The organism is Maribacter sp. Hel_I_7, from assembly GCF_000688315.1.
GTDB lineage: Bacteria > Bacteroidota > Bacteroidia > Flavobacteriales > Flavobacteriaceae > Maribacter > Maribacter stanieri.
The window spans coordinates 491,544-515,669 of record NZ_JHZW01000002.1 but is presented as its reverse complement, the minus strand read 5'-3'; the positions used below and the strand labels follow the sequence as shown (position 1 = coordinate 515,669).

The following is a 24,126-nucleotide window of genomic DNA, read 5'->3' as shown; positions in this document are numbered from 1 at the left end:
ATGTATACGTTTTCAAATAGACTCAAAATAGCGTCCATCGTTCTAATGATAGTAGGTGCATTAGGAATCATTGGAGGATTTGTTATGGCTCCTGGAACCATAGCAGAGGCGAAAGAAATGGTGGCAAGTCATGACTCTGGTCATGGTGATGATCATGGAGCTGAAGCTGAACATTCAACACAAGAGAATGATCATGCTGTTGCCGATACTCACGGAGAGGAACATGATTCTTCTCATGATCAACATTTATTAGATCAACTTAAAAATAGACCTTGGGCAGCTTTGTATGTTGCGGCTTTCTTTTTTATGATGATATCACTTGGTGTTTTAGCATTTTATGCTATACAACGTGCTGCGCAGGCAGGTTGGTCACCTTTGTTATTCAGAGTTATGGAAGGTATAACGTCTTACTTGGTTCCTGGCGGTATTATAGTATTTGTTATTTTACTTCTTTCTGTATTGCACATGAATCATTTGTTTATTTGGATGGATGAAACGGTAGTAGCTCACGATGCTTTACTACAAGGTAAATCTGGTTATTTAAACCCTACTTTCTTTTTGATAAGAGCAGCTATATTTTTAGCGGGTTGGATTGGTTATAGAGAGTATTCTAGAAAATTATCTTTAGCTCAAGATGAGTCTGATGATAATTCTAATTTCAAATTAAACTTTAGAATATCTGCTGGTTTCTTGGTATTCTATTTAATCTCTGAGTCTATCATGTCTTGGGATTGGATTATGAGTGTTGAGCCACACTGGTTTAGTACTTTGTTCGGGTGGTATATTTTTGCTAGTATGTTCGTATCTGGTATCACTGTGATTGCAATGGTTACAATTTACTTGAAGTCTAAAGGACTTTTACAAGATGTGAACGATAGTCATATTCATGATTTAGCTAAATTTATGTTCGGTATCAGTATTTTCTGGACATACTTATGGTTCTCTCAGTTCATGCTTATATGGTATTCTAATATTCCTGAAGAAGTTACATATTACATCACCAGAATTGCTGATTATAGATTGCCTTTCTTTGGTATGGTAGCTATGAACTTCTTATTTCCTGTGCTGTTATTAATGAATAGTGATTATAAAAGAGTTAACTGGTTTGTTATTTTAACTGGTATTGTAATCTTAGCGGGTCACTATATGGATATTTTTAACGCCATTATGCCTTCTACAGTAGGTAAGAACTGGTATATTGGTATTCCTGAAATTGGATCTGTATTGTTTTTCGCAGGTTTATTTATATTTTGGGTATTTAGAGCACTTGCAACGGCACCTCTACAACCAAAAAGAAATCCGTTTATTGAAGAAAGTAGACACTTTCATTATTAATAGATAAGTAAAGTATAACATTTATATATACGATGACGACATTATTGACTTTAGCTGTTCTTGTTCTTGTTGCGATTGCCATATGGCAGTTGACTAAAATCTTTGAATTATCTCAGCTTAAAACCGAGAATCACCAAATAGCAACGGATAGTGATAACAAGAATAACGGATACATGTTATTTGCATTCTTGATATTTATTTATGGAATAACCATTTTCAGTTTTTGGAAATACAGTAAATTCTTATTACCTGAAGCAGGTTCTGCACATGGTGAGGAGTATGATAGCCTAATGTTGGTTTCAATGGTTATTATCTTCATAGTTCAGACTTTAACCCAAGCATTATTACATTACTTTGGTTATAAGTATAGTGGTAAGAAAGGTCAAAAAGCCCTTTTCTACGCAGACAATGATCGTTTAGAGTTTATCTGGACAATTATTCCTGTAATTGTGCTGGCTGGTCTTATTCTTTGGGGATTATACACATGGACAACGATAATGGATGTTAATGATGAAGATGATCCACTAATTGTAGAATTGTATGCTCAGCAATTTAACTGGACAGCAAGATATGGTGGTGGAGATAATGTTCTTGGTGGTTCTAATGTTAGAATGATTGACATTGATAAGGCTAATGTATTAGGTCTAGACGAATCAGATACTTATGCACATGATGATGTTATTGTAAAAGAATTGCATTTGCCAGTTGGAAGAAAGGTGAATTTTAAAATGCGTTCTCAAGATGTTTTACATTCTGCTTATATGCCTCACTTTAGAGCACAAATGAATTGTGTTCCAGGTATGATAACTGAGTTTTCTTTTACTCCAATTTATACAACAGAGGAAATGAGATCTAATCCAGATGTTTTGGACAAGGTAAAAAGAACGAATAAAATACGTGCAGAAAAGGCTGCAAGTACTGGTGAAGCATTAGATCCTTGGGAATTCGATTATATATTGCTTTGTAATAAGATTTGTGGAAAATCACATTACAACATGCAGATGAAGATAATTGTAGAAACAGAGGAAGAGTATAATGCGTGGATGAAAGATCAATCAACATTTGCCGAAACGGTAATGAAAGATGATACGGCTCCAGCATTTAATACAGTGAGTTCAGTTTCAGTAGGAGAATAATTCTATATTCTCTAGTTAACAAAGCTATAATAAGAAAATTAATAAAAATAAGATTTCGATTATGTCAGCAACAGCACATGCACATGTAGATGATCACGCACATGACGATCATGGACATCATCATAAAGAAACTTTTGTAACAAAGTATATCTTTAGTCAAGACCATAAAATGATTGCCAAACAATACCTTATAACAGGTGTATTGGTAATGGGTTTTATTGGTATTGCGATGTCATTATTATTTAGAATGCAATTGGCTTGGCCAGGGGAATCTTTTCCGATTTTTGAAACTCTGTTAGGTAAGTGGGCTCCAGGTGGGGTAATGGATGCTGATATTTATTTGGCGTTAGTTACCATGCACGGTACCATAATGGTCTTTTTTGTTTTGACAGCTGGTCTAAGTGGTACATTTAGTAATCTTTTGATTCCGTTGCAGATAGGTGCCCGTGATATGGCGTCTGGCTTCTTAAACATGGTTTCGTTTTGGCTGTTTTTTGTTTCTGCTGTTATAATGGTTATTTCATTATTTGTTGAAGCAGGGCCTGCAGCTGCTGGTTGGACGATTTATCCGCCATTAAGTGCATTACCTATGGCTCAGCCTGGATCTGGTTTGGGTATGACTTTATGGTTGAGTTCAATGGCAATATTCATCGCATCTTCTTTACTAGGATCTTTGAATTACATTGTTACCGTAATAAATCTAAGAACAAAGGGTATGTCAATGACTAGATTGCCTTTGACAATTTGGGCATTTTTTGTTACCGCGATTATCGGTGTAATTTCTTTCCCGGTTTTATTATCTGCAGCTCTTTTATTAATAATGGATAGAAGTTTTGGTACTTCTTTCTTCCTATCTGACATATTTATTCAAGGTGAAGTTTTACATTATCAAGGTGGTTCACCTGTTCTATTTGAACATTTGTTTTGGTTCTTAGGACACCCAGAGGTATATATTGTAATTTTACCTGCAATGGGATTAGTATCTGAGATTATGGCTACTAGTGCTCGTAAACCTATTTTTGGTTACCGTGCCATGATTGCTTCTATTCTTGCAATTGCTTTTCTTTCAACAATTGTTTGGGGTCACCATATGTTTATTTCTGGTATGAATCCATTTTTAGGATCTGTATTTACATTTACCACTTTATTAATTGCTATTCCTTCTGCTGTAAAAGCGTTTAACTGGATTACAACACTCTGGAAAGGTAATTTGCAATTAAACCCGGCAATGTTATTTTCCATTGGCTTTGTATCTACTTTTATTACTGGTGGTTTAACAGGGATTGTTTTAGGAGATAGTACGTTAGATATAAATGTTCATGATACTTATTTTGTGATTGCTCACTTCCACTTAGTAATGGGTATATCTGCATTGTACGGTTTGTTTGCGGGTGTGTACCATTGGTTCCCTGTGATGTTTGAAGGAAAACTTTTAAATAAGAATTTAGGTTATGTTCATTTTTGGGTAACTGCAATTTGTGCTTATGGTGTATTCTTCCCAATGCATTTTGTTGGTATGGCTGGTGTACCTAGAAGATATTATGAAAATACGGCTTTCCCAATGTTTGATGAACTTGCGGATATACAAGTATTAATGACTGTATTTGCTATTATTGCTGGTGCTGCTCAATTAGTATTCGTTGCAAACTTTATCTATAGCATTTTCTATGGTAAGGTTGGTCCTGTTAACCCTTGGAAATCTAATACGTTAGAATGGACTGCTGAACAAAAGCATGTACATGGTAACTGGGCTGGTGCTATACCTGAGGTTCATAGATGGTCTTATGATTATAGTAAAGTAGATGAGAATGGGGAATATTATATTCCAGGTCAAGATTACATTCCTCAACATATACCTTTGCAAGAGAATGAAGAAGAAATGAGTCATTAGACTATATAAATATAAAAAAAGCCCAACTAGCAATAGTTGGGCTTTTTTTTGTTTAGCTCTTAAGATATTGCTAAGTTGTTATAAGATTAAATTATATTAGATATCTTCATTTTATATTAGAAGTTTAGATTATGAAAAAGTTCACCCTATTAGTAGTTGTATTGTTTATCTCCTTTTCCGGTTATACACAACGTAAGCCCAAGATTAAAGGAAATAAGAATGTTATTGAAGTAAGAGAGGATTTAGCTCCATTTACGGCAATTGAATTGGTAGATGATTTAGATATTGTTATTCAAAAGGCATCACAAGAAGGTTATGTCTTAGAGCTTGATGATAATCTTTTAGATGTTCTAAAGTTTAAAGTTGATAATGGTGTTTTGAAAATATCTTCTTTTTATAATATCACTTCAAAAAAGAAATTAGAGATTACAATTTTCTTTCAAGAGTTGAGAAGTATTAAAATGCTAAATGGTAAAATTAGTATGAAAGATGTTATTTCGACGGATCGATTAAAAGTGGCTACTTTTGGTACATCTAGGTTAGAACTTAATGCTACTGCTGATATTATGGATATTACTATGGAGGAGATAAGTTCTGGTGATTTTAATTTAGCTAGTGACTCCTTAAATATTACCTTAAAAGACAGAATAGATGTTAAGTTATATACAACAGGTTCTAGCAACAATATCTATATGTATAAAAATGCTTCTGCTAAGTTGGAGGGTACTGCCGATTTTTTAATGGCAAAAATGTATGGTAATAGCTCTCTTAAAGCTGCAGACCTTCAGTCTAATGATGTCCTTTTAATTACTGAGGACTCTCCAGATATTGAAATTAGAGCATTAAACACCCTACAACTTAATTCTAAAGGAAGTACTAGAACTAAATTGTATGGCGAGGCTAAAATTACCATCTTAGACTTTCTAGACACTTCTCGACTAGAAAAGGAAAGGAATTAATTGGCAATAGGGGCTGTCATAAGATGTTCAGGTATTCCGAAACCATCTACCAGGCTATCTAAATGCGGTCTTAACTCAGTGCATAAACGTTCAACTCTTTGGCGTATCGCTTTTGATTTATTTCCGCTAATATAGCCTTGCTCTAGATACCAAGAAGCATCTTTTCTAATTTCATGAAGTGCATATAAAGTGCCCAATTTTTCAAATAATGCTTTGTATTCTAGGTCTGCAATAGTGCTGTTATGTTCTATAAAGGATTTGTATGCTAGTTCTGTGCTGTACGCCTTGCCAAGTGTCATTAGGTGAGTTTGAACCTTTAAAAAGGCTTGATATGACGGAATTCCTTTTTTAATATATCCTCGTATCCTCATGGCAATAGTATAGGTTAGGCGTCTTGTTCTATGTTCTAGAGCATGTACATGAAATTTAGGATTATATAAATGATCTTTGTCGGTCTTATTGGTGTAAAGAGGGTTAATGGTAGATAGTTTATCACTTAACTGTGAGCTCAACAATTTCAATACTGTTGAGAAACCTGCACTATTGAATTCTGCTTTAAAATCTGATAGCACACCTTTAGCCGCAAGTTGTAATAATACGTTATTATCACCTTCAAAGGTGGTGAAGATATCAACGTCACCTTTTAAATCTGCAATTCGGTTTTCTAATAGATATCCTTTACCTCCACAAGCCTCTCTACATTCTTGTATAGCATTATTTGCATACCAAGTAATTATTGATTTTAAGCCAGCAACTTGCGTTTCAATTTGTCGTTTATCTGGTTGAGATTCATCGCAATATAACTCCATCATTTTGTCTAAAGTGATGTGATAAACATATGCACTTGCCACTAATGGGGTTAATCGTAATTGGTGAGATGGGTAATCCATCAATAGGTCTTCTTGAATTTTTACGCTGTCATTAAACTGTCTTCTTTTTAAAGCATGTTTAATGGCTACCGTTAAAGCAAATTTAGCTCCACCTAAACCAGCTCTTGCAACGCATATACGCCCACCAACTAAGGTGCCTAACATGGTAAAAAATCGCTTGTTCGGATTTTTAATCTCTGAGTAATAGTCACCGTTGCCTAGAATAGTACCATACTTATTTAATAGATTTTCTTTTGGCACCTCTACTTGATTAAACCATATTTTGCCATTATCTACTCCGTTTAGTCCTAGTTTGTATCCATTATCTTCAACTGTTATACCCGGTAAAAGTTCATGGTTTTCATTTCTAAGTGGAACTAGAATAGCGTGAACTCCCTGATTTTTTCCGTTAACGATTAATTGCGCGAATACCGATGCCATTTTAGAATGTATGGCATTGCCAATATATTCTTTGTTGTCATTTTTGCCTGGGGTATGTATAATAATCGTTTCGGAGTTTTTGTTATACGTTGCTGTCGTTTTAATACCACGAACGTTAGAGCCGTGTCCGGTTTCCGTCATGGCAAAACAACCTAATAACTCTGCCGTGCCCGCTGCGCCCAAATATTTATCATGGTGTTTCTTTGTTCCAAGTTTTTGAATGCTTCCTCCAAACAGTCCAAATTGCACACCAAATTTTATCGTTAAGCTTCCATCTGCCCACATCATATTTTCAAAAATTGTGGCATATCCTTCCATGTCATTTGCGCCACCGTATCCATCAGGATAAGCCATTGCTCCATAACCTTTATCGGCTAAAAACTCAACCTGTTTCAAAACATGATTGCGAAATTCCTCTTTGTCACGTCTTACTTTCCATGAGAATATGGGGTCACTCAAAACATTTCTAAAAGAATCTATGACATCTGCATGGTCTCCTTTTAGGATTTTGTCTATTTGCTTAGCTGAATATTGAGAGGCCTTTTTATCTAGATCAATATGAACATCAAATAAATGGTTGTAGTGATTGGGTTGTATGCCTAAATTTATTTCAATCTTTTTAATATGCTCATTAAAAGGGATGTTATGATGATAATGTATAGCAACCTTTTGGCTAAATGCTGTTAAGGGGTAAGTTTCATGTTCTACCAATTTTACACCGCTATTGGTTATCAATTGCTTCCAAGATTTAAGTAATTGATTTTTTGGTGGATTATTAATATTCAACCAAGTTTTCAGTTGCTTTTTATCTTCAGTTGATAGGGTACTGTCGTTGGAAATAGCATTGGTAACTACATTGATTTCTGATGCAGATAATAGGTCGTCTGACCATATGATATAAAATACTGGTATATACTGAAGAACAGTTGCGGTGTAATTTTCTTTTGTCATGCCATGAAATTACAATTTTTAGTTAGAATTGTATAAGCTAATTAACGCTTCATTTAGGTATAAGTTAAAATATAATAAGCTAATTTCTTATAGAATAAGTTATCTAGTGTTTGTCTATCTTTGTTAGTCTATGAACGAGCATTTAGACCCATCTGCGGAAGGTTTCTCTAACGAGGAATTGGATATTGAAAGAGCATTGAGACCCATAAATTTTGACGATTTTACAGGTCAAGAGCAAGTGCTTGAAAATCTTAAGGTATTTGTTGAGGCAGCAAATAGAAGAGGTGAGGCGTTAGATCATACCTTATTTCATGGTCCTCCTGGTTTGGGTAAGACCACATTGGCTAATATTTTAGCGAATGAGTTGGGAGTAGGGATTAAAATTACATCTGGTCCTGTTTTGGATAAACCGGGAGATTTAGCCGGACTTCTTACCAATTTAGAAGAAAGAGATGTTTTATTTATTGATGAAATACACAGATTAAGCCCTATAGTTGAAGAGTACTTGTATTCTGCCATGGAGGATTATAAGATTGATATAATGATTGAGTCTGGACCAAATGCAAGGTCTGTGCAGATTAATTTAAATCCTTTCACTTTAATTGGTGCAACCACAAGATCTGGATTGTTAACAGCGCCTATGCGTGCGAGATTTGGTATCCAAAGTAGGTTGCAATATTATTCTACAGAATTGTTATCTACCATTGTGGAACGTAGTGCAGAAATTTTAGGTGTACCCATAACTATAGATGCTGCAATAGAAATTGCGGGCAGAAGTAGAGGAACCCCTAGAATTTGTAATGCCTTATTAAGAAGGGTTAGAGATTTTGCGGAAATTAAAGGTAATGGCTCTATTGATATGGAAATATCAAGATTCAGCTTAAAGGCCTTAAACGTAGATGCGCATGGTTTAGATGAGATGGACAACAAAATTCTTACTACTTTAATAGATAAATTTAAAGGAGGTCCTGTTGGTATAACTACCTTGGCTACTGCCGTTTCTGAAAGTGCAGAAACCATTGAAGAAGTGTACGAACCTTTTTTAATACAACAAGGCTTTATTATGAGAACTCCACGTGGTCGGGAAGTAACCGAATTGGCTTACAAACACCTTGGAAGGATAAAAGGAGGAATTCAACCTGGATTGTTTTGAGTATAGACATAAAATCTAAATGGACAAATAGTATTAAAACCGAAGCCAAACGCCTCGGTTTTTTATCATGCGGTATATCCAAGTCAGATTTTTTGGAAGAAGAGGCTCCGAGATTAGAAAAATGGCTCAATAAGAACATGAATGGCGAAATGAGCTATATGGCGAATCATTTCGATAAAAGATTAGATCCTAGGTTACTGGTTGAAGGCTCTAAATCTGTCATTTCATTATTACTAAATTATTATCCCGAAGAAACACAAACAGATGATAGCTATAAGATTTCAAAGTATGCTTACGGTCAAGATTATCATCATATCATTAAATCTAAACTTAGGCAGTTACAAGAATTTATAACCGAAGAAATCGGCGAGTTAAACGGGCGTGCTTTTGTAGATTCTGCTCCAGTTTTAGATAAGGCATGGGCAGCAAAGAGTGGTTTAGGTTGGATTGGTAAGAATAGCAATTTACTAACCCAGCAAGTAGGTTCTTTTTATTTTATAGCAGAGTTGATTGTCGATATAGAATTAGAATATGACCATGCAGTAACTGACCATTGTGGCACATGTACTGCGTGCTTAGATGCATGTCCTACTCAAGCAATTGTTGAGCCTTATGTGGTAGATGGTAGTAAGTGTATTTCTTATTTTACCATTGAATTAAAGAATGAGCTTCCAAGTGAAATGAAAGGTTCTTTTGATGATTGGATGTTTGGCTGTGATGTTTGCCAAGACGTTTGTCCATGGAACCGGTTTTCTAAACCACATAATGAACCATTATTTAACCCAAACCCAGATTTACTTAGCATGACTAAAAAAGATTGGGAAGAAATTACAGTGGATGTCTTTCAGAAAGTTTTTAAAAAATCTGCTGTAAAAAGAACGAAGTACGATGGACTCACTAGAAATATCGATTTTTTAAAATAAATTAAATTTCTCAATCGTTTTCGTTGGCTATTTCTGAATAGTTATGTTCAAGGTCAGCCTTAATTATATTATATTGGTAGTCGCTCTAAATTATGTTTTTCGAAATTATAGCATATATTTTGTGAGAATGTACTAAAGATCACCATCAAATAATAATAGCTTTACTAAATGAAAATCAATAAACCAAGTCTAAATTTTTGGCAGATATTTAATATGAATGTTGGGTTTTTAGGAATCCAGTATAGTTTTGGACTTCAACAAACAGCTATTAATCCTATATTTTTATACTTAGGTGCACCAGAAGATATGCTGCCAATCTTAAATATAGCCGGTCCGGTAACTGGTTTAATCGTTCAGCCTATAATAGGAGCGATGTCAGATAAAACTTGGTCTGAAAGATGGGGTAGAAGAAAACCATATTTTTTAATAGGAGCTATATTAGGGAGTTTGTGTTTATTCGCTTTCCCTACAAGTCCGGTTTTATGGTTTGCAGTAGGTTTACTTTGGATTTTAGATGTAGGTAATAACATGGCAATGGAGCCTTATAGAGCATTCGTTGGTGATAAGTTGCCAGAAAAGCAATTGAGCTTAGGGTACCAGATGCAAAGTCTTTTTGTTGGTGCTGGTATTCTTTTGGCAAATGGATCAATTGTATTGTTTCAGTATTTATTTGGGGGAGAATCTGTAGAAGTTGCGGGTACCATACCAACATGGTTATACTACTCTTTCTATATTGGAGCCATTCTTTCTATTACAACCATTCTTTGGTCAGTTTTAAAAACATCTGAAATTCCGCCAACTTCAGAAGAATTGGTAGAAATTAATAAAGTTAAGGCTAAGCCTTTTTCAGAACGAATTGCTTTGCCATTTATAGAAATTGCAGAGTCTATAAAGAAGATGCCAAAATTCTTATGGAAACTTGGTGCTGTTTACCTCTTTCAATGGTATGCGCTGTTTATTTACTGGCAGTATACAACGCCATTATTTAAATTGACAATGGGCTATTCTACAGGCGAAGCGGCATCACAATCGGCACAAATGAGTTTAACTTACAACATTGTAACTATGGTGGTAGCTTTAGCATTAGTACCATTATCTGTTAAGTATGGTGGTAAAAAAATCTACGCACTAAGTTTAGTCGGTACCGCAATTTCACTGTTTGCAATCCCTTTTATAGAAGACCCAATACTGGTTTTAGTACCAATGGTTCTGTTTGGAATTGGTTGGGCTGCAATGATGGGTATACCTTATACAATGGTATCTAAAGTTGTTCCGCAAGAAAGACGCGGAGTGTATATGGGTATATTGAATATGATGATTGTTATTCCAATGGGAATAGAGACACTTACATTCGGACCAATTTATAAATACTTATTGGGCGGTAATGCTGTAAATGCTATGTTATTTGCAGGGGCATTCTTTGTTATAGCCGCAGTTTTCGCAATGCGTTTAAATGTAAATGATAAAGAAAGGGTGGTTGAGTTGTAAATAGTTTGATGACTTTTTATGGTCATTTACCAACTCGTTATTTTATTTATATAAATACAGTTAGTATTTACGCTTTGTTGTAGAATACCTTTAAATTTGTTTTTTTAAAATAGAAGAGTATGAGCAATGAAAAGCTAAGAAGAGAAGCACTTATTTATCATGCAAAACCACAGCCTGGTAAGATAAAAATAGTACCCACTAAACCTTATAGTACCCAACGTGATCTTGCTCTGGCTTATTCTCCCGGTGTGGCAGAGCCATGTTTAGAAATAGCAAAGGATAAAGAGAATGCATATAAATATACTTCTAAAGGTAATTTAGTTGCTATTATTTCTAACGGTACCGCAGTTTTAGGGTTAGGAAATATTGGTCCTGAAGCGTCAAAACCTGTGATGGAGGGGAAAGGTCTTCTTTTTAAGATTTTTGCTGATATCGATGGTATTGACATTGAGGTGGATACCGAAGATGTAGATAAATTTATTGAAACTGTAAAAATGATTGCACCAACTTTTGGTGGAATTAATCTTGAAGATATTAAAGCTCCAGAGGCTTTTGAAATAGAACGCAGGTTAAAAGAAGAATTGGATATACCTGTAATGCATGATGATCAACATGGTACAGCTATTATTTCTGCTGCTGCGTTGTTAAATGCATTAGAGATTTCCAACAAGAAAATGGATGAAGTTCGTATCGTAATCAGTGGCGCAGGTGCAGCTGCTGTTTCATGTACGAAGTTATACAAGGCGTTTGGCGCTAAGGCAGAGAATATAGTGATGCTTGATAGTAAAGGTGTCATTAGAAAAGATGCTGAAAACTTATCGCCAGCAAAGAAAGAATTTGCTACCGATAGAAAAATAGATACTCTAGATGAAGCTATGGTAGATGCCGATGTATTCGTTGGTTTATCTATAGCAAATGTAGTAACGCCGAATATGTTACTCTCAATGGCTAAGAACCCTATTGTTTTTGCAATGGCAAATCCGGATCCAGAGATAGCTTATGATTTAGCAGTTGCCACTAGAAAAGATATTATAATGGCAACGGGAAGATCTGATCATCCTAATCAAGTAAATAATGTGCTTGGTTTTCCGTTCATATTTAGAGGTGCTTTAGATGTTAGGGCTACTGCTATAAACGAGACTATGAAAATGGCAGCAGTAAAAGCTTTGGCAGATTTAACAAGACAACCTGTACCAGAGCAAGTGAATATTGCATACGGTGAAACAAGATTAACTTTTGGTAAGGAATATATTATACCTAAGCCTTTTGATCAGCGATTAATATATGAAATACCACCTGCTGTTGCTAAAGCTGCAATGGAGAGTGGTGTAGCCAAAGCTCCGATTGATGATTGGGATAAATATAGAGAGGAGCTAATGCTTCGTTCGGGTAACGATAATAAAGTTGTTCGTTTATTGCATGCCAGAGCTCGCAGTCATGCCAAGAAAATAGTATTTGCAGAAGCAGACCATTTAGATGTGTTGAAAGCTGCACAGATTGTTCATGAAGAAGGTATTGCAATACCTATTCTTTTAGGTAGAAAAGATATTATTCTTGAATTAAAGAAAGAGTTGGAGTTTGATGCTGATCTTGATATCATTGATCCAATGTCAGAGGAATTCGATGAACGTCATGTTCGTTATGCTACCAAATACTGGGAAAGCCGTAAGCGTAGTGGGGTAACTTTTTACAGTGCGAAGATAAAAATGCGTGAGCGTAATTATTTTGGTGCTATGATGGTTCTTGAAGGTGATGCTGACGGAATGATTTCTGGTTACTCTAGAGCATACCCTACAGTGGTGAAACCAATTTTAGAAGTAATTGGTAGAGCTACAGGAGTTAAGAAAGTTGCAACAGTTAATATTATGATAACCGAAAGAGGTCCTTTGTTTTTGGCAGATACCTCTATAAACATTGAACCTAATGCAGAAGAACTTGCGGACATTGCGAAAATGACAGCAAAAGTTGCTTCTACTTTTGGGTTTGATCCTGTATTGGCTATGTTAAGCTATGCCAACTTTGGCTCTTCGACGCATCCTAATGCAAGAAAGGTTAGAGAAGCTGTGCGTATTTTGCATGAGACCGCACCAGATTTGGTGGTAGATGGTGAAATACAAATGGATTTTGCATTAAACAGAGAGTTGCATGAGAGCAAGTTCCCGTTTTCTAAACTAGCTGGTAGAAAAGTGAATACGTTGATTTTTCCTAATTTAGAATCTGCGAACATTACCTATAAACTTTTAAAAGAATTAAATGGGGCAGAATCTATTGGTCCTATTGTAGTTGGGTTAAGAAAAGCAGTTCATATTATGCAATTAGGTGCAAGTGTTGATGAAATTGTGAATATGGCAGCTGTAGCGGTAATTGATGCTCAAGAACGTGAAAAGCGAAAGAAAGCAAAAGAAACTAAATAAGGTTTAATCAAATAATAATACAAATAGGGAAATTGGTAGGCATACTTCTTTCCCTTTTTAATTTATAAAAATCATGATACATCACTTAAGAGGAAAACTAGTAGAGAAAAACCCCACTCATATTATAATCGAATGTGGCGGAGTAGGGTATTTTGTGAATATTTCTTTGAATACATTTTCTAAGCTACCTGAACAGGAAAATATTTCAGTTTATACCCATCTTCAAGTAAAAGAAGATTCTCATACTTTATTTGGATTTGTAGAGAAATCTGAACGCGAAATATTCCGTTTATTATTGTCCGTTTCTGGTATTGGTTCAAGTATAGCCAGAACCATGCTTTCTTCAATGTCTCCATCTCAAGTAAGAGATGCAATTGCCAATGGAGATGTTGCATCTATACAAGCCGTAAAAGGTATAGGAGCTAAAACAGCTCAACGTGTAATTTTAGATCTTAGAGATAAGGTATTAAAAGTTTACGATATAGATGAACTTTCGCTAAGTACAAACAATACAAATAAAGATGAAGCGTTATCTGCTTTAGAAGTTCTAGGCTTCGCACGTAAACAATCAGAGAGGGTTGTCGATAAAGTGCTTAGTCAAGATGCTTCCCTAAGTGTCGAGAATATAATTAAACTCGCGCTCAAAAATTTGTAATAAGTTTGAAAAACGGGGTAACTAAATTTCTTAAAATTTCTTTTAAGCACATCTTTCTTTTCTGTATGTTTTTTACTTCTACGGCAATTGTCGTGGCACAAGAGACAGAAGAACAGGAAGTTGATTCTGTGAAAACAGGTTTTGATCTGGGTAGAATTCTAATTGAAAATCCAGACAGTATCGTTTCTAGATATATTTACGATCCAAAACTTGATCGTTATATTTATAATGAGAGCGTGGGCGATTTCAATATTGGCTATCCGATTATACTAACTCCTGATCAGTATTTTAAACTAATAGAGGAGGAGGGAATAAAATCTTACTTTAAAGAAAAATCAGATGCCTTTTCTGGTAGAAAAGAAGGAAGTGAAGAAGCTCGTAAAAACTTACTTCCAAATTTCTATGTCAATAACGATTTCTTTTCCACCATATTTGGAGGTAATACTATAGAAATAATCCCTCAAGGTTCTGTTGCAATGGATTTAGGGGTGATATGGCAAAAGAATGATAACCCATCGTTGTCACCAAGAAATAGAACAAACCTATCTTTTGATTTTGATCAACGTATTAGTCTTAGTATGTTGGGAAAAATTGGAGAGCGTTTACAAGTGACAGCTAATTACGATACAGAAGCTACCTTTGATTTCCAGAATATAGTTAAGCTAGATTATACGCCAACAGAAGATGATATTATACAGTCTATTGAGGTTGGTAACGTAAATATGCCGCTTAATAGCTCTTTAATACAGGGAGCACAAAGTTTATTTGGTGTTAAAACAAAATTACAATTTGGGAAAACATCTGTTACAGCTGTTTTCTCTGAGCAACGTTCTCAAAATAACACTGTTGTTGCTCAAGGTGGTGGAACTTTAAACGAGTTCTCTTTGACTGCGTTGGACTATGATGAGAATAGACACTTTTTCTTAGCGCAATATTTCAGGGATAATTACGACGCTGCACTATCTTCTTATCCTTATATACAAAGTCAAGTACAAATTACCCGTATAGAAGTTTGGATTACGAATAGATCTCAACAGACATTGAATGTGCGTAATGTAGTGGCTATACAAGATTTAGGTGAGGCAGATAGAGATAAAACAAGAGTAGGTCAAAATAATGGTAGTGGGGGTGGATTCTTTAATGGTCCTGCAGATTTAAGACCTCGAAACAATGCCAATGATTATGATCCTGCATTAATTCTTACGAATAATGGTGCTCTAAATGATAATATTAGAGAAATAGCAACAGTAGAAAGTGGTTTCAATGCTGGTAGTTTTGCTGGTGGATATAGTCCAAATCAAGGTTTTGATTATGCCTATTTAGAAAATGCAAGAAAATTAGAGCAGGGTAGAGATTTCGATTTTAATTCTCAATTAGGGTATATCTCTTTAAACCAACGTTTAAGTAATGATGAAGTTTTAGGGGTTGCTTATCAATATACCTTTCAAGGTCAAGTATACCAAGTTGGTGAATTTGCAAATGGGGGTATTGAAGCTACTACGGTTACTGAACAAGTTAACACGGTTATTGAAAATAACACGTTGATTCTAAAACTTCTTAAAAGTAATATTACCAATATCACTGACCCAATTTGGGATTTGATGATGAAGAATATTTATGCTACTGGGGCTTATAGTTTAAGCGAAGAGGATTTTAAGATGAATATTTTGTATTCTGATCCTACCTCAAGAAACTATATAACACCGGTAGAAGAAGGTCCTGGTTCTGGTTGGCCGGAAGGTTTGGAAGAACGGATTCTTTTAAATGTTTTTAATCTAGATAGGTTAAATGTCTATAACGATATTCAGCCTGGCGGTGATGGTTTCTTCGATTTTATAAGTGGTCAGACCATAGATGTTCAAAATGGTAGAATTATTTTCACTAAAATTGAGCCATTTGGGGAGTCGTTATATGAGCAGTTAGAGAATGGTAACAGTGGTCAGTATGACGTTACTTCAGGCTATAATGCCAACCAAGAGAAGTATGTTTTTAGAGATATGTACTCGTTGACAAAAACAGCTGCATTACAAGATCCAGAGAAAAATAAATTCTTATTAAAAGGTACGTACAAATCTGAAGGTAGTAATGGTATTTCTATAGGTGCCTTTAATGTTCCTCAAGGTTCGGTAACCGTTACTGCAAATGGTAGAACATTGCAAGAGGGTATCGATTATACGGTAAATTATCAATCGGGTACAGTTCAAATATTAGATCCTAGTTTAGAAGCTTCAAACGTGCCTATTAACATATCCGTAGAAAATAATGCGGTTTTTGGGCAACAAACACGTCGTTTTACGGGTGTAAATGTAGAACATCAGTTTAGCGAAAAATTTGTTTTAGGTGGTACGTTATTGAATCTTAATGAGCGTCCTTTAACTCAGAAATCTACTTACGGAGTAGAATCTGTAAACAATACTATTTTTGGATTAAATGGTAATTTTTCAACTGAAGTTCCTTTCTTAACACGCATGGTAAACAAATTGCCAAATATAGATACAGATGTTCCGTCTAATGTTTCTATACGTGCAGAAATGGCTGCTTTAATACCAAGTTCTCCTAAGAATGCAGATTTTGAAGGTGAGACAACTACGTATTTAGATGATTTTGAAGGAGCTCAGGCGCTAATAGATATTAGAGCATCCCTTGGGTGGTCACTTGCAAGTATGCCGTTGGAATTTGGTAATGGAGGTCAGCCTTTTGGCAGTTCCCCTGAAGATCCTGCTAACTTATTGAATGGATATGGTAGGGCTAAATTATCTTGGTATACTATAGATCCGATTTTTTATACGACACAAAGACCATCTACGGTTAGTGATGATGATATATCAACTAATGCCACTCGTAGAGTTTATATTGATGAGGTTTTTCCAGAGACAGATGTAGCTCAAGGGCAAACACAGGTACAAACCACTTTAGATATGGTTTACTACCCAACTACTAAAGGTCCTTATAATAACAATCCAGATTTTGAAACTGAAGCTCCTACTGAAAAATGGGGTGGAATGATGCGTTCTCTAAGTAGTACAGATTTTGAGCAAAGTAATGTTGAATTCGTTCAGTTCTGGGTAATGGATCCTTATGTAGATGGTATTGCCAATGGTCCAGGTGAGTTGGTTCTTAACTTGGGTAATATTTCTGAAGATATTCTACGCGATGGTAAAAAGCAATATGAAAACGGACTGCCAGGTGTAAATAGTAATGATTTTGTTTCACCAACTTCTTGGGGTGAAGTACCTGCTACGCAATCTTTAGTGTATGCATTTGATGCCGATGAAAATAATAGAGGTTTACAAGATATTGGTTTTGATGGTTTAAATGATGTTGCTGAAGCTGACGTGTTTACCAATAACGGCGGTGAAGATCCTGCTTTAGATAACTATGCCTACTACTTAAATAGAGAAGGGAGTATCTTAAATAGGTATTTAGACTTCAACAACCCAGAAGGGAATTCACCAGTTTCTGTTACCAATACGGATAGAGGTTCTACAACATTACCAGATGTGGAAGATGTTGACAGAGATTTAACCATGAATACGGTTAACAGTTATTATGAATATAGAATTGCAATAAAGCCGAATACAACCATAAATGATGAGTATGTTACTGATATTATTGAAGGTACAGCTACTGGAGATGTTAGAATACCTAATGGTGATAATGTAAATTACCGTTGGATTCAGTATAAAATTCCATTAAGCGATTTTACTGATGCTATTGGTGGTATTACAGATTTTAGATCTATCAGCTTTATGAGAATGTATATGACTGGTTTTAATAGTCCAACAATTCTTCGTTTTGCTACATTAGATTTAGTTAGGGGAGATTGGCGTACATATACAAATACATTACAAGATAAAAATATTGATAGTGACCCGTCTGATGATGGTACTACCTTAGATGTAAATACAGTAAATATTGAGGAAAATAGTAGTAGAACTCCAATACCTTATGTATTGCCACCAGGTGTTATTAGAGAACAATTAAATAATAACAATACTATTATTCGTCAAAACGAACAATCACTTTCATTGACGGTTTCTAATTTAGAGTCTGAAGATTCTAGAGGAGTATTCAAAAATTTAAATGTTGATATTCGTCAGTATGAGAAATTGAAAATGTTCATTCATGCCGAAAAAATTGTAGATAGTGATTATGCAGATACCTCTACACCTTTAGTTGGTTTCTTGCGTATGGGTACAGATTTTACTCAAAACTATTATCAAATAGAATTGCCATTAGAGTTTACTCCATTTTCAGCGGTTGCAGATGATGAGATATGGCCAGAGAATAATGAGATGAATATTGAGCTTAGTGATTTAACAAAGGTTAAATCACAATGGATAGCAGATGGTGATCTTAGTGATGTTCGATATTTTGAAATTGATAACGGAGAAGTTATACCTGTTGGTGAATTTGATGTTCGTTCTCCAGGTAGAATACGTATAGGTATTAAAGGTAATCCTTCATTAGGTAGTATTCGTACTATGATGGTAGGTGTAAAGAACCAAGATATATTGCCAGCAAGGGGAGAGGTTTGGTTCAATGAACTTCGTCTTGCAGGTTTAGACAATAATGGGGGCTGGGCAGCAATTGCTGCGCTTGATGCCAATATCGCAGATTTTGCCAATATAAGTGCAACAGGTAGTAAAAGTACATCTGGTTTTGGTTCTATAGATCAAATGCCAAATGAACGTGCTCGTGAAGATGCAATTTCTTATGATGTTGTTACTAATGTAAACGTTGGGCAATTGCTTCCTAAAAAATGGGGAATTCAATTACCGTTCAATTATGGAGTATCGGAGCAAATGATTACTCCGGAATTTGACCCTGTTTATGATGATTTAAAATTAGATGATAGAATAGCTGCAGAAAGTACTCAAGAAGGTAAAGATGATGTGTTAGAGCAAGCAGAAGATTATACAAAGCGTACGAGTATCAATTTAATTGGTGTTAGAAAAGATCGTGGAGAAGAAGCGGATGCTAATTTTTATGATGTTGAGAACTTTACTTTTAACTACAGCTATAATGAAACCGATCACAGAGATTTTGAGATAGCAGAATTAAGAGAGCAAAGTGTAAATACCGGTTTTGTCTACAATCACAGTTTTGAGCCTGTAGAAGTTGCTCCGTTTGCTAAAAAAGATTCGCTTTTTAACGGTAAATATTGGAAATGGTTAAAAGACCTTAATCTTAACTTGTTGCCATCTAATATTGGTGTTACTTCTAATATTAATAGGCAGTTTAATGCACAAAGATTTAGAGATGTGTATACGGATGGTGAAGATAGAATTGAATTGCCAGAGTTGCAGCAACGTAATTATTTATTTAATTGGCAATATGCGGTAAATTATAATCTTACTAAATCATTACGTTTAAACTTAACCGGGTCTAATAATAATATTGTTAGAAATTATTTAGACGAGAATGAACCTTTAGAATCTACCGATAGAATTAATAATGAATTGGGAATGTGGGATGGTTTCTTTGATGTTGGTGAGCCAAACAGACATTCTCAAGAGCTGCAATTGAATTATGAATTGCCTTTTTCTAAAATTCCTGCACTAGACTTCATAAGTACACAATATACATACACGAGTAATTTTGATTGGCAAAGAGGTGGAGATGCTTTATTTGAAGTTGCTGGCGAATATATCAATACGGTACAGAATGCCAATACGCATACTATTACATCATCAATGACTTTGCAAAAGTTCTATGACAAAATAGGACTTAAAAAACGAGAAGCTCCAAAAGCAAAAACTTCGGGTCCTATTAGAAGAGATAAATCTGGAGCATTGTCAGAAGATCAAGAAAAAATTAAAGGTAAAACAAGCGATTTGTTCAATACCGTTGTTGATATTGTAACTATGGTGAAGAGATTAAATCTTAACTATAGTGAAAATAGTGGTACGGTATTACCAGGTTACACACAGTCAGTTGGGTTTGTTGGTACAACCAAGCCTACAATTGGTTTCTTGTTCGGTAGTCAAGCAGATGTTCGTTTTGAAGCTGCTAGAAATGGTTGGCTAACAAGTTTTGAGCAATTTAATGAGCAATTCATCCAAAGAACAAATAAGCAGTTGAATATTACAGCTACGGCACAACCAACAAAAGACATTACAATTGATTTGGTAGCAGATAGACAGTATTCAGACAGTTATCAAGAAAACTTTAATGTTGTTGACCAAGAGTATAATCTACAATTAGGTAACAATTACGGTAGTTTTAGTATTTCTACTATGATGATAGGTACTGCTTTTGGAAAGAGTGATGAGTTTGATTCAAGTACTTTTCAAGAGTTTAAGGATAACAGAATTACTATTGCGAACAGAATAGCATTAGAACAGGGTATTCCAGTGCAACCAAATGGCGAATTTCCGGTTGGATATGGAAAAACACAACAAAGTGTTTTGTTGCCTGCTTTCTTTGCAGCGTATACTGGGCAAGATGCAAGTCGTGTAAACTTAGATACATTTAGAGATATTCCTATTCCTAACTGGAGTATCAAGTATACCGGTTTAATGAAGAGCAAGTGGTTTAAAAAGAAATTCAAGCGTTTTTCTTTAAGTCATGGGTATCTTGCAGCATATAGTATTAACTCGTATCAAACGAACTTAGAGAAGGTACAATTGATTAATGATGGGGCTTCTCCAATTAATGCTGAGAATAATGACCTTTTGCCAGATTTAATTCTAAATAATGTAGTGCTTACAGATCAGTTCAACCCATTAATACGTGTAGATTTTGAAATGATCAATTCTGTTAGTGTATTGGCTGAGGTAAGAACAGATAGGGCGTTATCATTGAGTTTCGATAATGATTTAATGACAGAAATTAATGGTAAAGAATATACTGTTGGTTTAGGTTATCGTTTTAAAGATGTAAAGTTTGTTACTAATATTGGTGGAAATAAGACACGTTTAAAGGGAGATTTAAATTTAAAAGCAGATGTTACGCTACGTGATAATATTACCATTATCAGAAATTTAGATATCAACAATAATCAAATAACATCTGGGCAAAATTTAATGTCATTGAAGTTTACTGCCGATTATGCTTTGAGCAAGAACTTAAATGCATTGTTCTTTTATGATCATTCATTTTCAAAGTTTGCTGTTTCAACCGCATTTCCACAAACAACTATTAATACAGGATTCACTATTCGTTACAATTTTGGTAATTAATAGTTCAATTGAAAATAAATGAAGTGCGATTGAAATTGTGCACTTTTGAACAAATCATTACATCTGTATTTATTTTGATAACCTAAGTTGAAAACTTTACATTTGCCGAAGTAAAAAATAATAAACGATTATAATGAATATACCAGCTGAATTAAAATATACAAAAGACCACGAGTGGGTTAAGATAGACGGTGATATAGCAACCGTAGGTATTACAGATTTCGCACAAGGTGAATTAGGTGATATTGTTTACGTAGAAGTAGATACCTTAGATGAGAGTTTGGATCGTGAAGCAATATTTGGTACGGTAGAAGCAGTAAAAACTGTTTCTGACTTATTCTCTCCTTTATCTGGTGAGATTATCGAGTTCAACGAAGCTTTAGAAGATGAGCCTGAAAAAGTAAATTCTGATCCTTATGGAGCAGGATGGATGGTGAAAATAAAAATTAGTAATGCAAGCGAAGTCGAAGATTTATTGAGCGATGCTGCATATAAAGAGATAATTGGTGGTTAAAAACACTGTTTATAAAGTACTTTTCATAAGCTGGATGATGTTTGTAACATTTTTCAGCTTATTTTCTTTTTCAGATGTTGGTACCTCAAGCATCAATATTCCCCATATAGATAAGGCGGTTCATTTTACCTTTTATTTTGGTGTTGTAGTGCTAGGGTACATGGCAATATCTAAGAAAAGAGGTGTGGGTGCAGGTGAGTCTAAGTTATTGTGGTACATTGTTTTATTCGCGGTACTGTACGGCATAATTATTGAAGTGTTACAACATGTGGCAACGTTAGATAGGCACGGAGATCCTTTGGATGCACTAGCTAATTCTACAGGAGCTATTGTAGGAATGTTGGTCTTACGATTTTTATTTTTTCGCACCTCGTCGTTAAAATGAAAATTTTAGTTGCATTTTTATGGATTAATTAGTTAAATTAGCAATCACTAAATTGAATATATATGGAACCTAAAAAGAATCCTAAGGCGGATTTAACAAAGAACAGCAGTCTTTATTTCGTTATCGGTTTATTCGCAGTAATGTTATTTACTTACGTAGCATTTGAGTGGAAAACGTATGATGAGGTAAATGATTATGATATTTCTATGAATGTGGATGATCTTTTAGATGAAGAAGTGCCAATGACAGAACAGATTAAAACTCCACCACCTCCACCGCCACCAGCTGCACCTGAAATTATTGAAGTTGTAGAAGATGAAGAAGAGGTTGAAGAAACTGTAATCGAATCTACTGAAACTAGTCAAGAAGAAGAAATCGTTGAGGTTGAAGACGTTGTTGTTGATGAAATCGAAGAAGACGTTGATGTTCCTTTTGCTGTTATTGAAGATGTACCTGTATTTCCAGGTTGTGAAAGTGAGAGCGATAAAAGAGCTTGTTTTAACAAAATGATTCAAAAACACATTGGTAAAAACTTCCGTTACCCAGAAATTGCTCAAGAAATGGGTGTTCAAGGTAGAGTTAGTGTAATGTTCGTAATCCAGAAAGATGGTAGTATTGGTAACGTTAGAATGCGTGGACCGGATAAGAACTTAGAAGCTGAAGCTGCTAGAATTATCAGTAAATTACCAAAAATGACTCCTGGTAAGCAGAGAGGTAGAGCAGTACGTGTTCCTTTTAGTATTCCAATTAATTTTAAATTACAATAGTATTTTATTACTATTTTAAATGATATAAAAAAATCCCGAGCAAACTGCTCGGGATTTTTTTTGGTATTAATTTTTTAATAGAAATCTATTTTTTTAAACTGGTATAAAAAATGTTTCTCATTCGTTCAGGGCTAATAAATCCGGTTCCGAATTCAGCATCATATTTAGAAGAGATTGATGAATTCTTTTCTACCTGTTCTAGGGTGTCACCAGAGGCTATAGCCTTAATTATGCTTGCTTCTATGGTTTTTAGCATTTCAAGGTAAGTTATTAATTTTTGCTTGTTTGAGGGTCTGCCATGACCAGGTATGATTAAAGTATCATCATCAATAACCATAATCGCTTTTTCTATAGCTGCTATATAACCTTCAACACTACCGCCATTCTTTAAGTCCATATAAGGATATCGACCAGAAAAATAAGTGTCACCCATATGAAGTACATTGTTTTTGACAAAATAAATCATTGCATCACTATTTGTATGGGCATTATGTACGTGAAATGCCATTATGGTTTCATCGTTTTCAAACAATTGTAATTCTTCTGAAAAGGTAATTTCTGGTAAAATTTCTTCACCTAGTTCAGGTTGCTCTTCTAGCTTTTTCTCGAGACTTTTTCTAACATTATTTTGGGCGATTAGTATTGTAGATTCAGAATTAAACTCTGCATTACCACCTGTGTGGTCACCATGTAAATGTGTATTTATTAAATATTTTAATGGTTTGTCGGTAATGCTTGAGATAGCTTGTTTTATTTTAGGACTTAATCTGGCAAATTGATCGTCTATCATAAAACTGTGGTTACCGTTAACATAGAGACCAATATTTCCTCCTTGTCCAGTAAGCATATATACTTCGCTAGTAAGCGTGTCAATTGTAATGGTAACTTCTTTCTCTTGACTCCAGCAAATAGAGTGAATTAGAAGAAGTGTAATAAGTAAGTTTAAATGTTTCATTTTAAAGTGTTAAAGTGTTAATTTCTTGGCTTTCAAATATACTAGAAATAAAGGTTTAAGGTTGCAGAAATATAGTAGGGGGGTTATCTTTGCAGACCTATTTAAA

General features: G+C 34.9%; 15 protein-coding genes. 13 read left to right on the top strand and 2 right to left on the bottom strand.

All coding sequences use genetic code 11. From position 1 onward, the window contains the following. From P178_RS0103800 to P178_RS0103785, 4 genes are all read left to right on the top strand, one after another. Nucleotides 1-1,335, top strand: a complete 1,335-nt coding sequence (locus P178_RS0103800; protein ID WP_027064971.1) for a hypothetical protein — start codon at nucleotides 1-3, stop codon at nucleotides 1,333-1,335. Nucleotides 1,336-1,367: 32 nt separating this feature from the next. After that, nucleotides 1,368-2,471 carry a cytochrome c oxidase subunit II gene (locus tag P178_RS21390; protein ID WP_051638162.1) on the top strand — a complete coding sequence of 368 codons (1,104 nt, stop codon included), beginning with the start codon at nucleotides 1,368-1,370 and terminating at the stop codon, nucleotides 2,469-2,471. Between the two features lie 61 nt (nucleotides 2,472-2,532). Continuing rightward, the gene (locus tag P178_RS0103790) at nucleotides 2,533-4,362 is read left to right on the top strand and encodes a cbb3-type cytochrome c oxidase subunit I (RefSeq protein WP_027064970.1); all 1,830 of its coding nucleotides are present in this window, start codon (nucleotides 2,533-2,535) and stop codon (nucleotides 4,360-4,362) included. Between the two features lie 131 nt (nucleotides 4,363-4,493). Then, the gene (locus tag P178_RS0103785; RefSeq protein ID WP_027064969.1) at nucleotides 4,494-5,321 is read left to right on the top strand and encodes a GIN domain-containing protein; all 828 of its coding nucleotides are present in this window, start codon (nucleotides 4,494-4,496) and stop codon (nucleotides 5,319-5,321) included. Here the strand turns inward: P178_RS0103785 and P178_RS0103780 are convergent. Continuing rightward, nucleotides 5,318-7,582, bottom strand: coding sequence for an acyl-CoA dehydrogenase (locus P178_RS0103780; protein WP_027064968.1), 2,265 nt, complete (start codon nucleotides 7,580-7,582; stop codon nucleotides 5,318-5,320). The two genes, P178_RS0103785 and P178_RS0103780, sit on opposite strands and share 4 nt — an antisense overlap. 130 nt (nucleotides 7,583-7,712) lie before the next feature. Here P178_RS0103780 and ruvB point away from each other — a divergent pair, with 130 nt between their 5' ends. The 9 genes from ruvB to P178_RS0103735 all read left to right on the top strand — a co-directional run bounded on the left by ruvB (nucleotide 7,713) and on the right by P178_RS0103735 (nucleotide 23,065). Beyond that, nucleotides 7,713-8,735, top strand: a complete 1,023-nt coding sequence (gene ruvB / locus P178_RS0103775; protein ID WP_027064967.1) for a Holliday junction branch migration DNA helicase RuvB — start codon at nucleotides 7,713-7,715, stop codon at nucleotides 8,733-8,735. A gap of 2 nt (nucleotides 8,736-8,737) precedes the next feature. Then, nucleotides 8,738-9,658 (top strand): tRNA epoxyqueuosine(34) reductase QueG, encoded by a 921-nt coding sequence (gene queG / locus P178_RS0103770; RefSeq protein ID WP_027064966.1) that lies wholly within the window; start codon nucleotides 8,738-8,740, stop codon nucleotides 9,656-9,658. A 168-nt stretch (nucleotides 9,659-9,826) separates the two neighbouring features. Next, on the top strand, nucleotides 9,827-11,146 hold the full coding sequence (locus tag P178_RS0103765) for an MFS transporter (protein WP_027064965.1): 1,320 nt from the start codon (nucleotides 9,827-9,829) through the stop codon (nucleotides 11,144-11,146). Between the two features lie 119 nt (nucleotides 11,147-11,265). Then, nucleotides 11,266-13,560 (top strand): NADP-dependent malic enzyme, encoded by a 2,295-nt coding sequence (locus P178_RS0103760; RefSeq protein ID WP_027064964.1) that lies wholly within the window; start codon nucleotides 11,266-11,268, stop codon nucleotides 13,558-13,560. Nucleotides 13,561-13,633: 73 nt separating this feature from the next. Continuing rightward, the gene (gene ruvA, locus P178_RS0103755; protein WP_027064963.1) at nucleotides 13,634-14,215 is read left to right on the top strand and encodes a Holliday junction branch migration protein RuvA; all 582 of its coding nucleotides are present in this window, start codon (nucleotides 13,634-13,636) and stop codon (nucleotides 14,213-14,215) included. 5 nt (nucleotides 14,216-14,220) lie between these two features. Continuing rightward, the gene (gene sprA, locus P178_RS0103750; protein ID WP_027064962.1) at nucleotides 14,221-21,399 is read left to right on the top strand and encodes a cell surface protein SprA; all 7,179 of its coding nucleotides are present in this window, start codon (nucleotides 14,221-14,223) and stop codon (nucleotides 21,397-21,399) included. A 133-nt stretch (nucleotides 21,400-21,532) separates the two neighbouring features. Then, nucleotides 21,533-21,913: a glycine cleavage system protein GcvH gene (gene gcvH / locus P178_RS0103745; RefSeq protein WP_027064961.1), complete on the top strand. Its 381-nt coding sequence runs from the start codon at nucleotides 21,533-21,535 to the stop codon at nucleotides 21,911-21,913. After that, nucleotides 21,906-22,298, top strand: a complete 393-nt coding sequence (locus P178_RS0103740; protein WP_143099052.1) for a VanZ family protein — start codon at nucleotides 21,906-21,908, stop codon at nucleotides 22,296-22,298. Before gcvH ends, P178_RS0103740 begins: the two co-directional genes overlap by 8 nt. A gap of 62 nt (nucleotides 22,299-22,360) precedes the next feature. Further along, nucleotides 22,361-23,065 (top strand): energy transducer TonB, encoded by a 705-nt coding sequence (locus P178_RS0103735; RefSeq protein ID WP_027064959.1) that lies wholly within the window; start codon nucleotides 22,361-22,363, stop codon nucleotides 23,063-23,065. A gap of 85 nt (nucleotides 23,066-23,150) precedes the next feature. Here the strand turns inward: P178_RS0103735 and P178_RS0103730 are convergent, their stop codons facing one another. Further along, nucleotides 23,151-24,020, bottom strand: a complete 870-nt coding sequence (locus P178_RS0103730) for an MBL fold metallo-hydrolase (protein WP_027064958.1) — start codon at nucleotides 24,018-24,020, stop codon at nucleotides 23,151-23,153. Nucleotides 24,021-24,126: the final 106 nt, after the last annotated feature.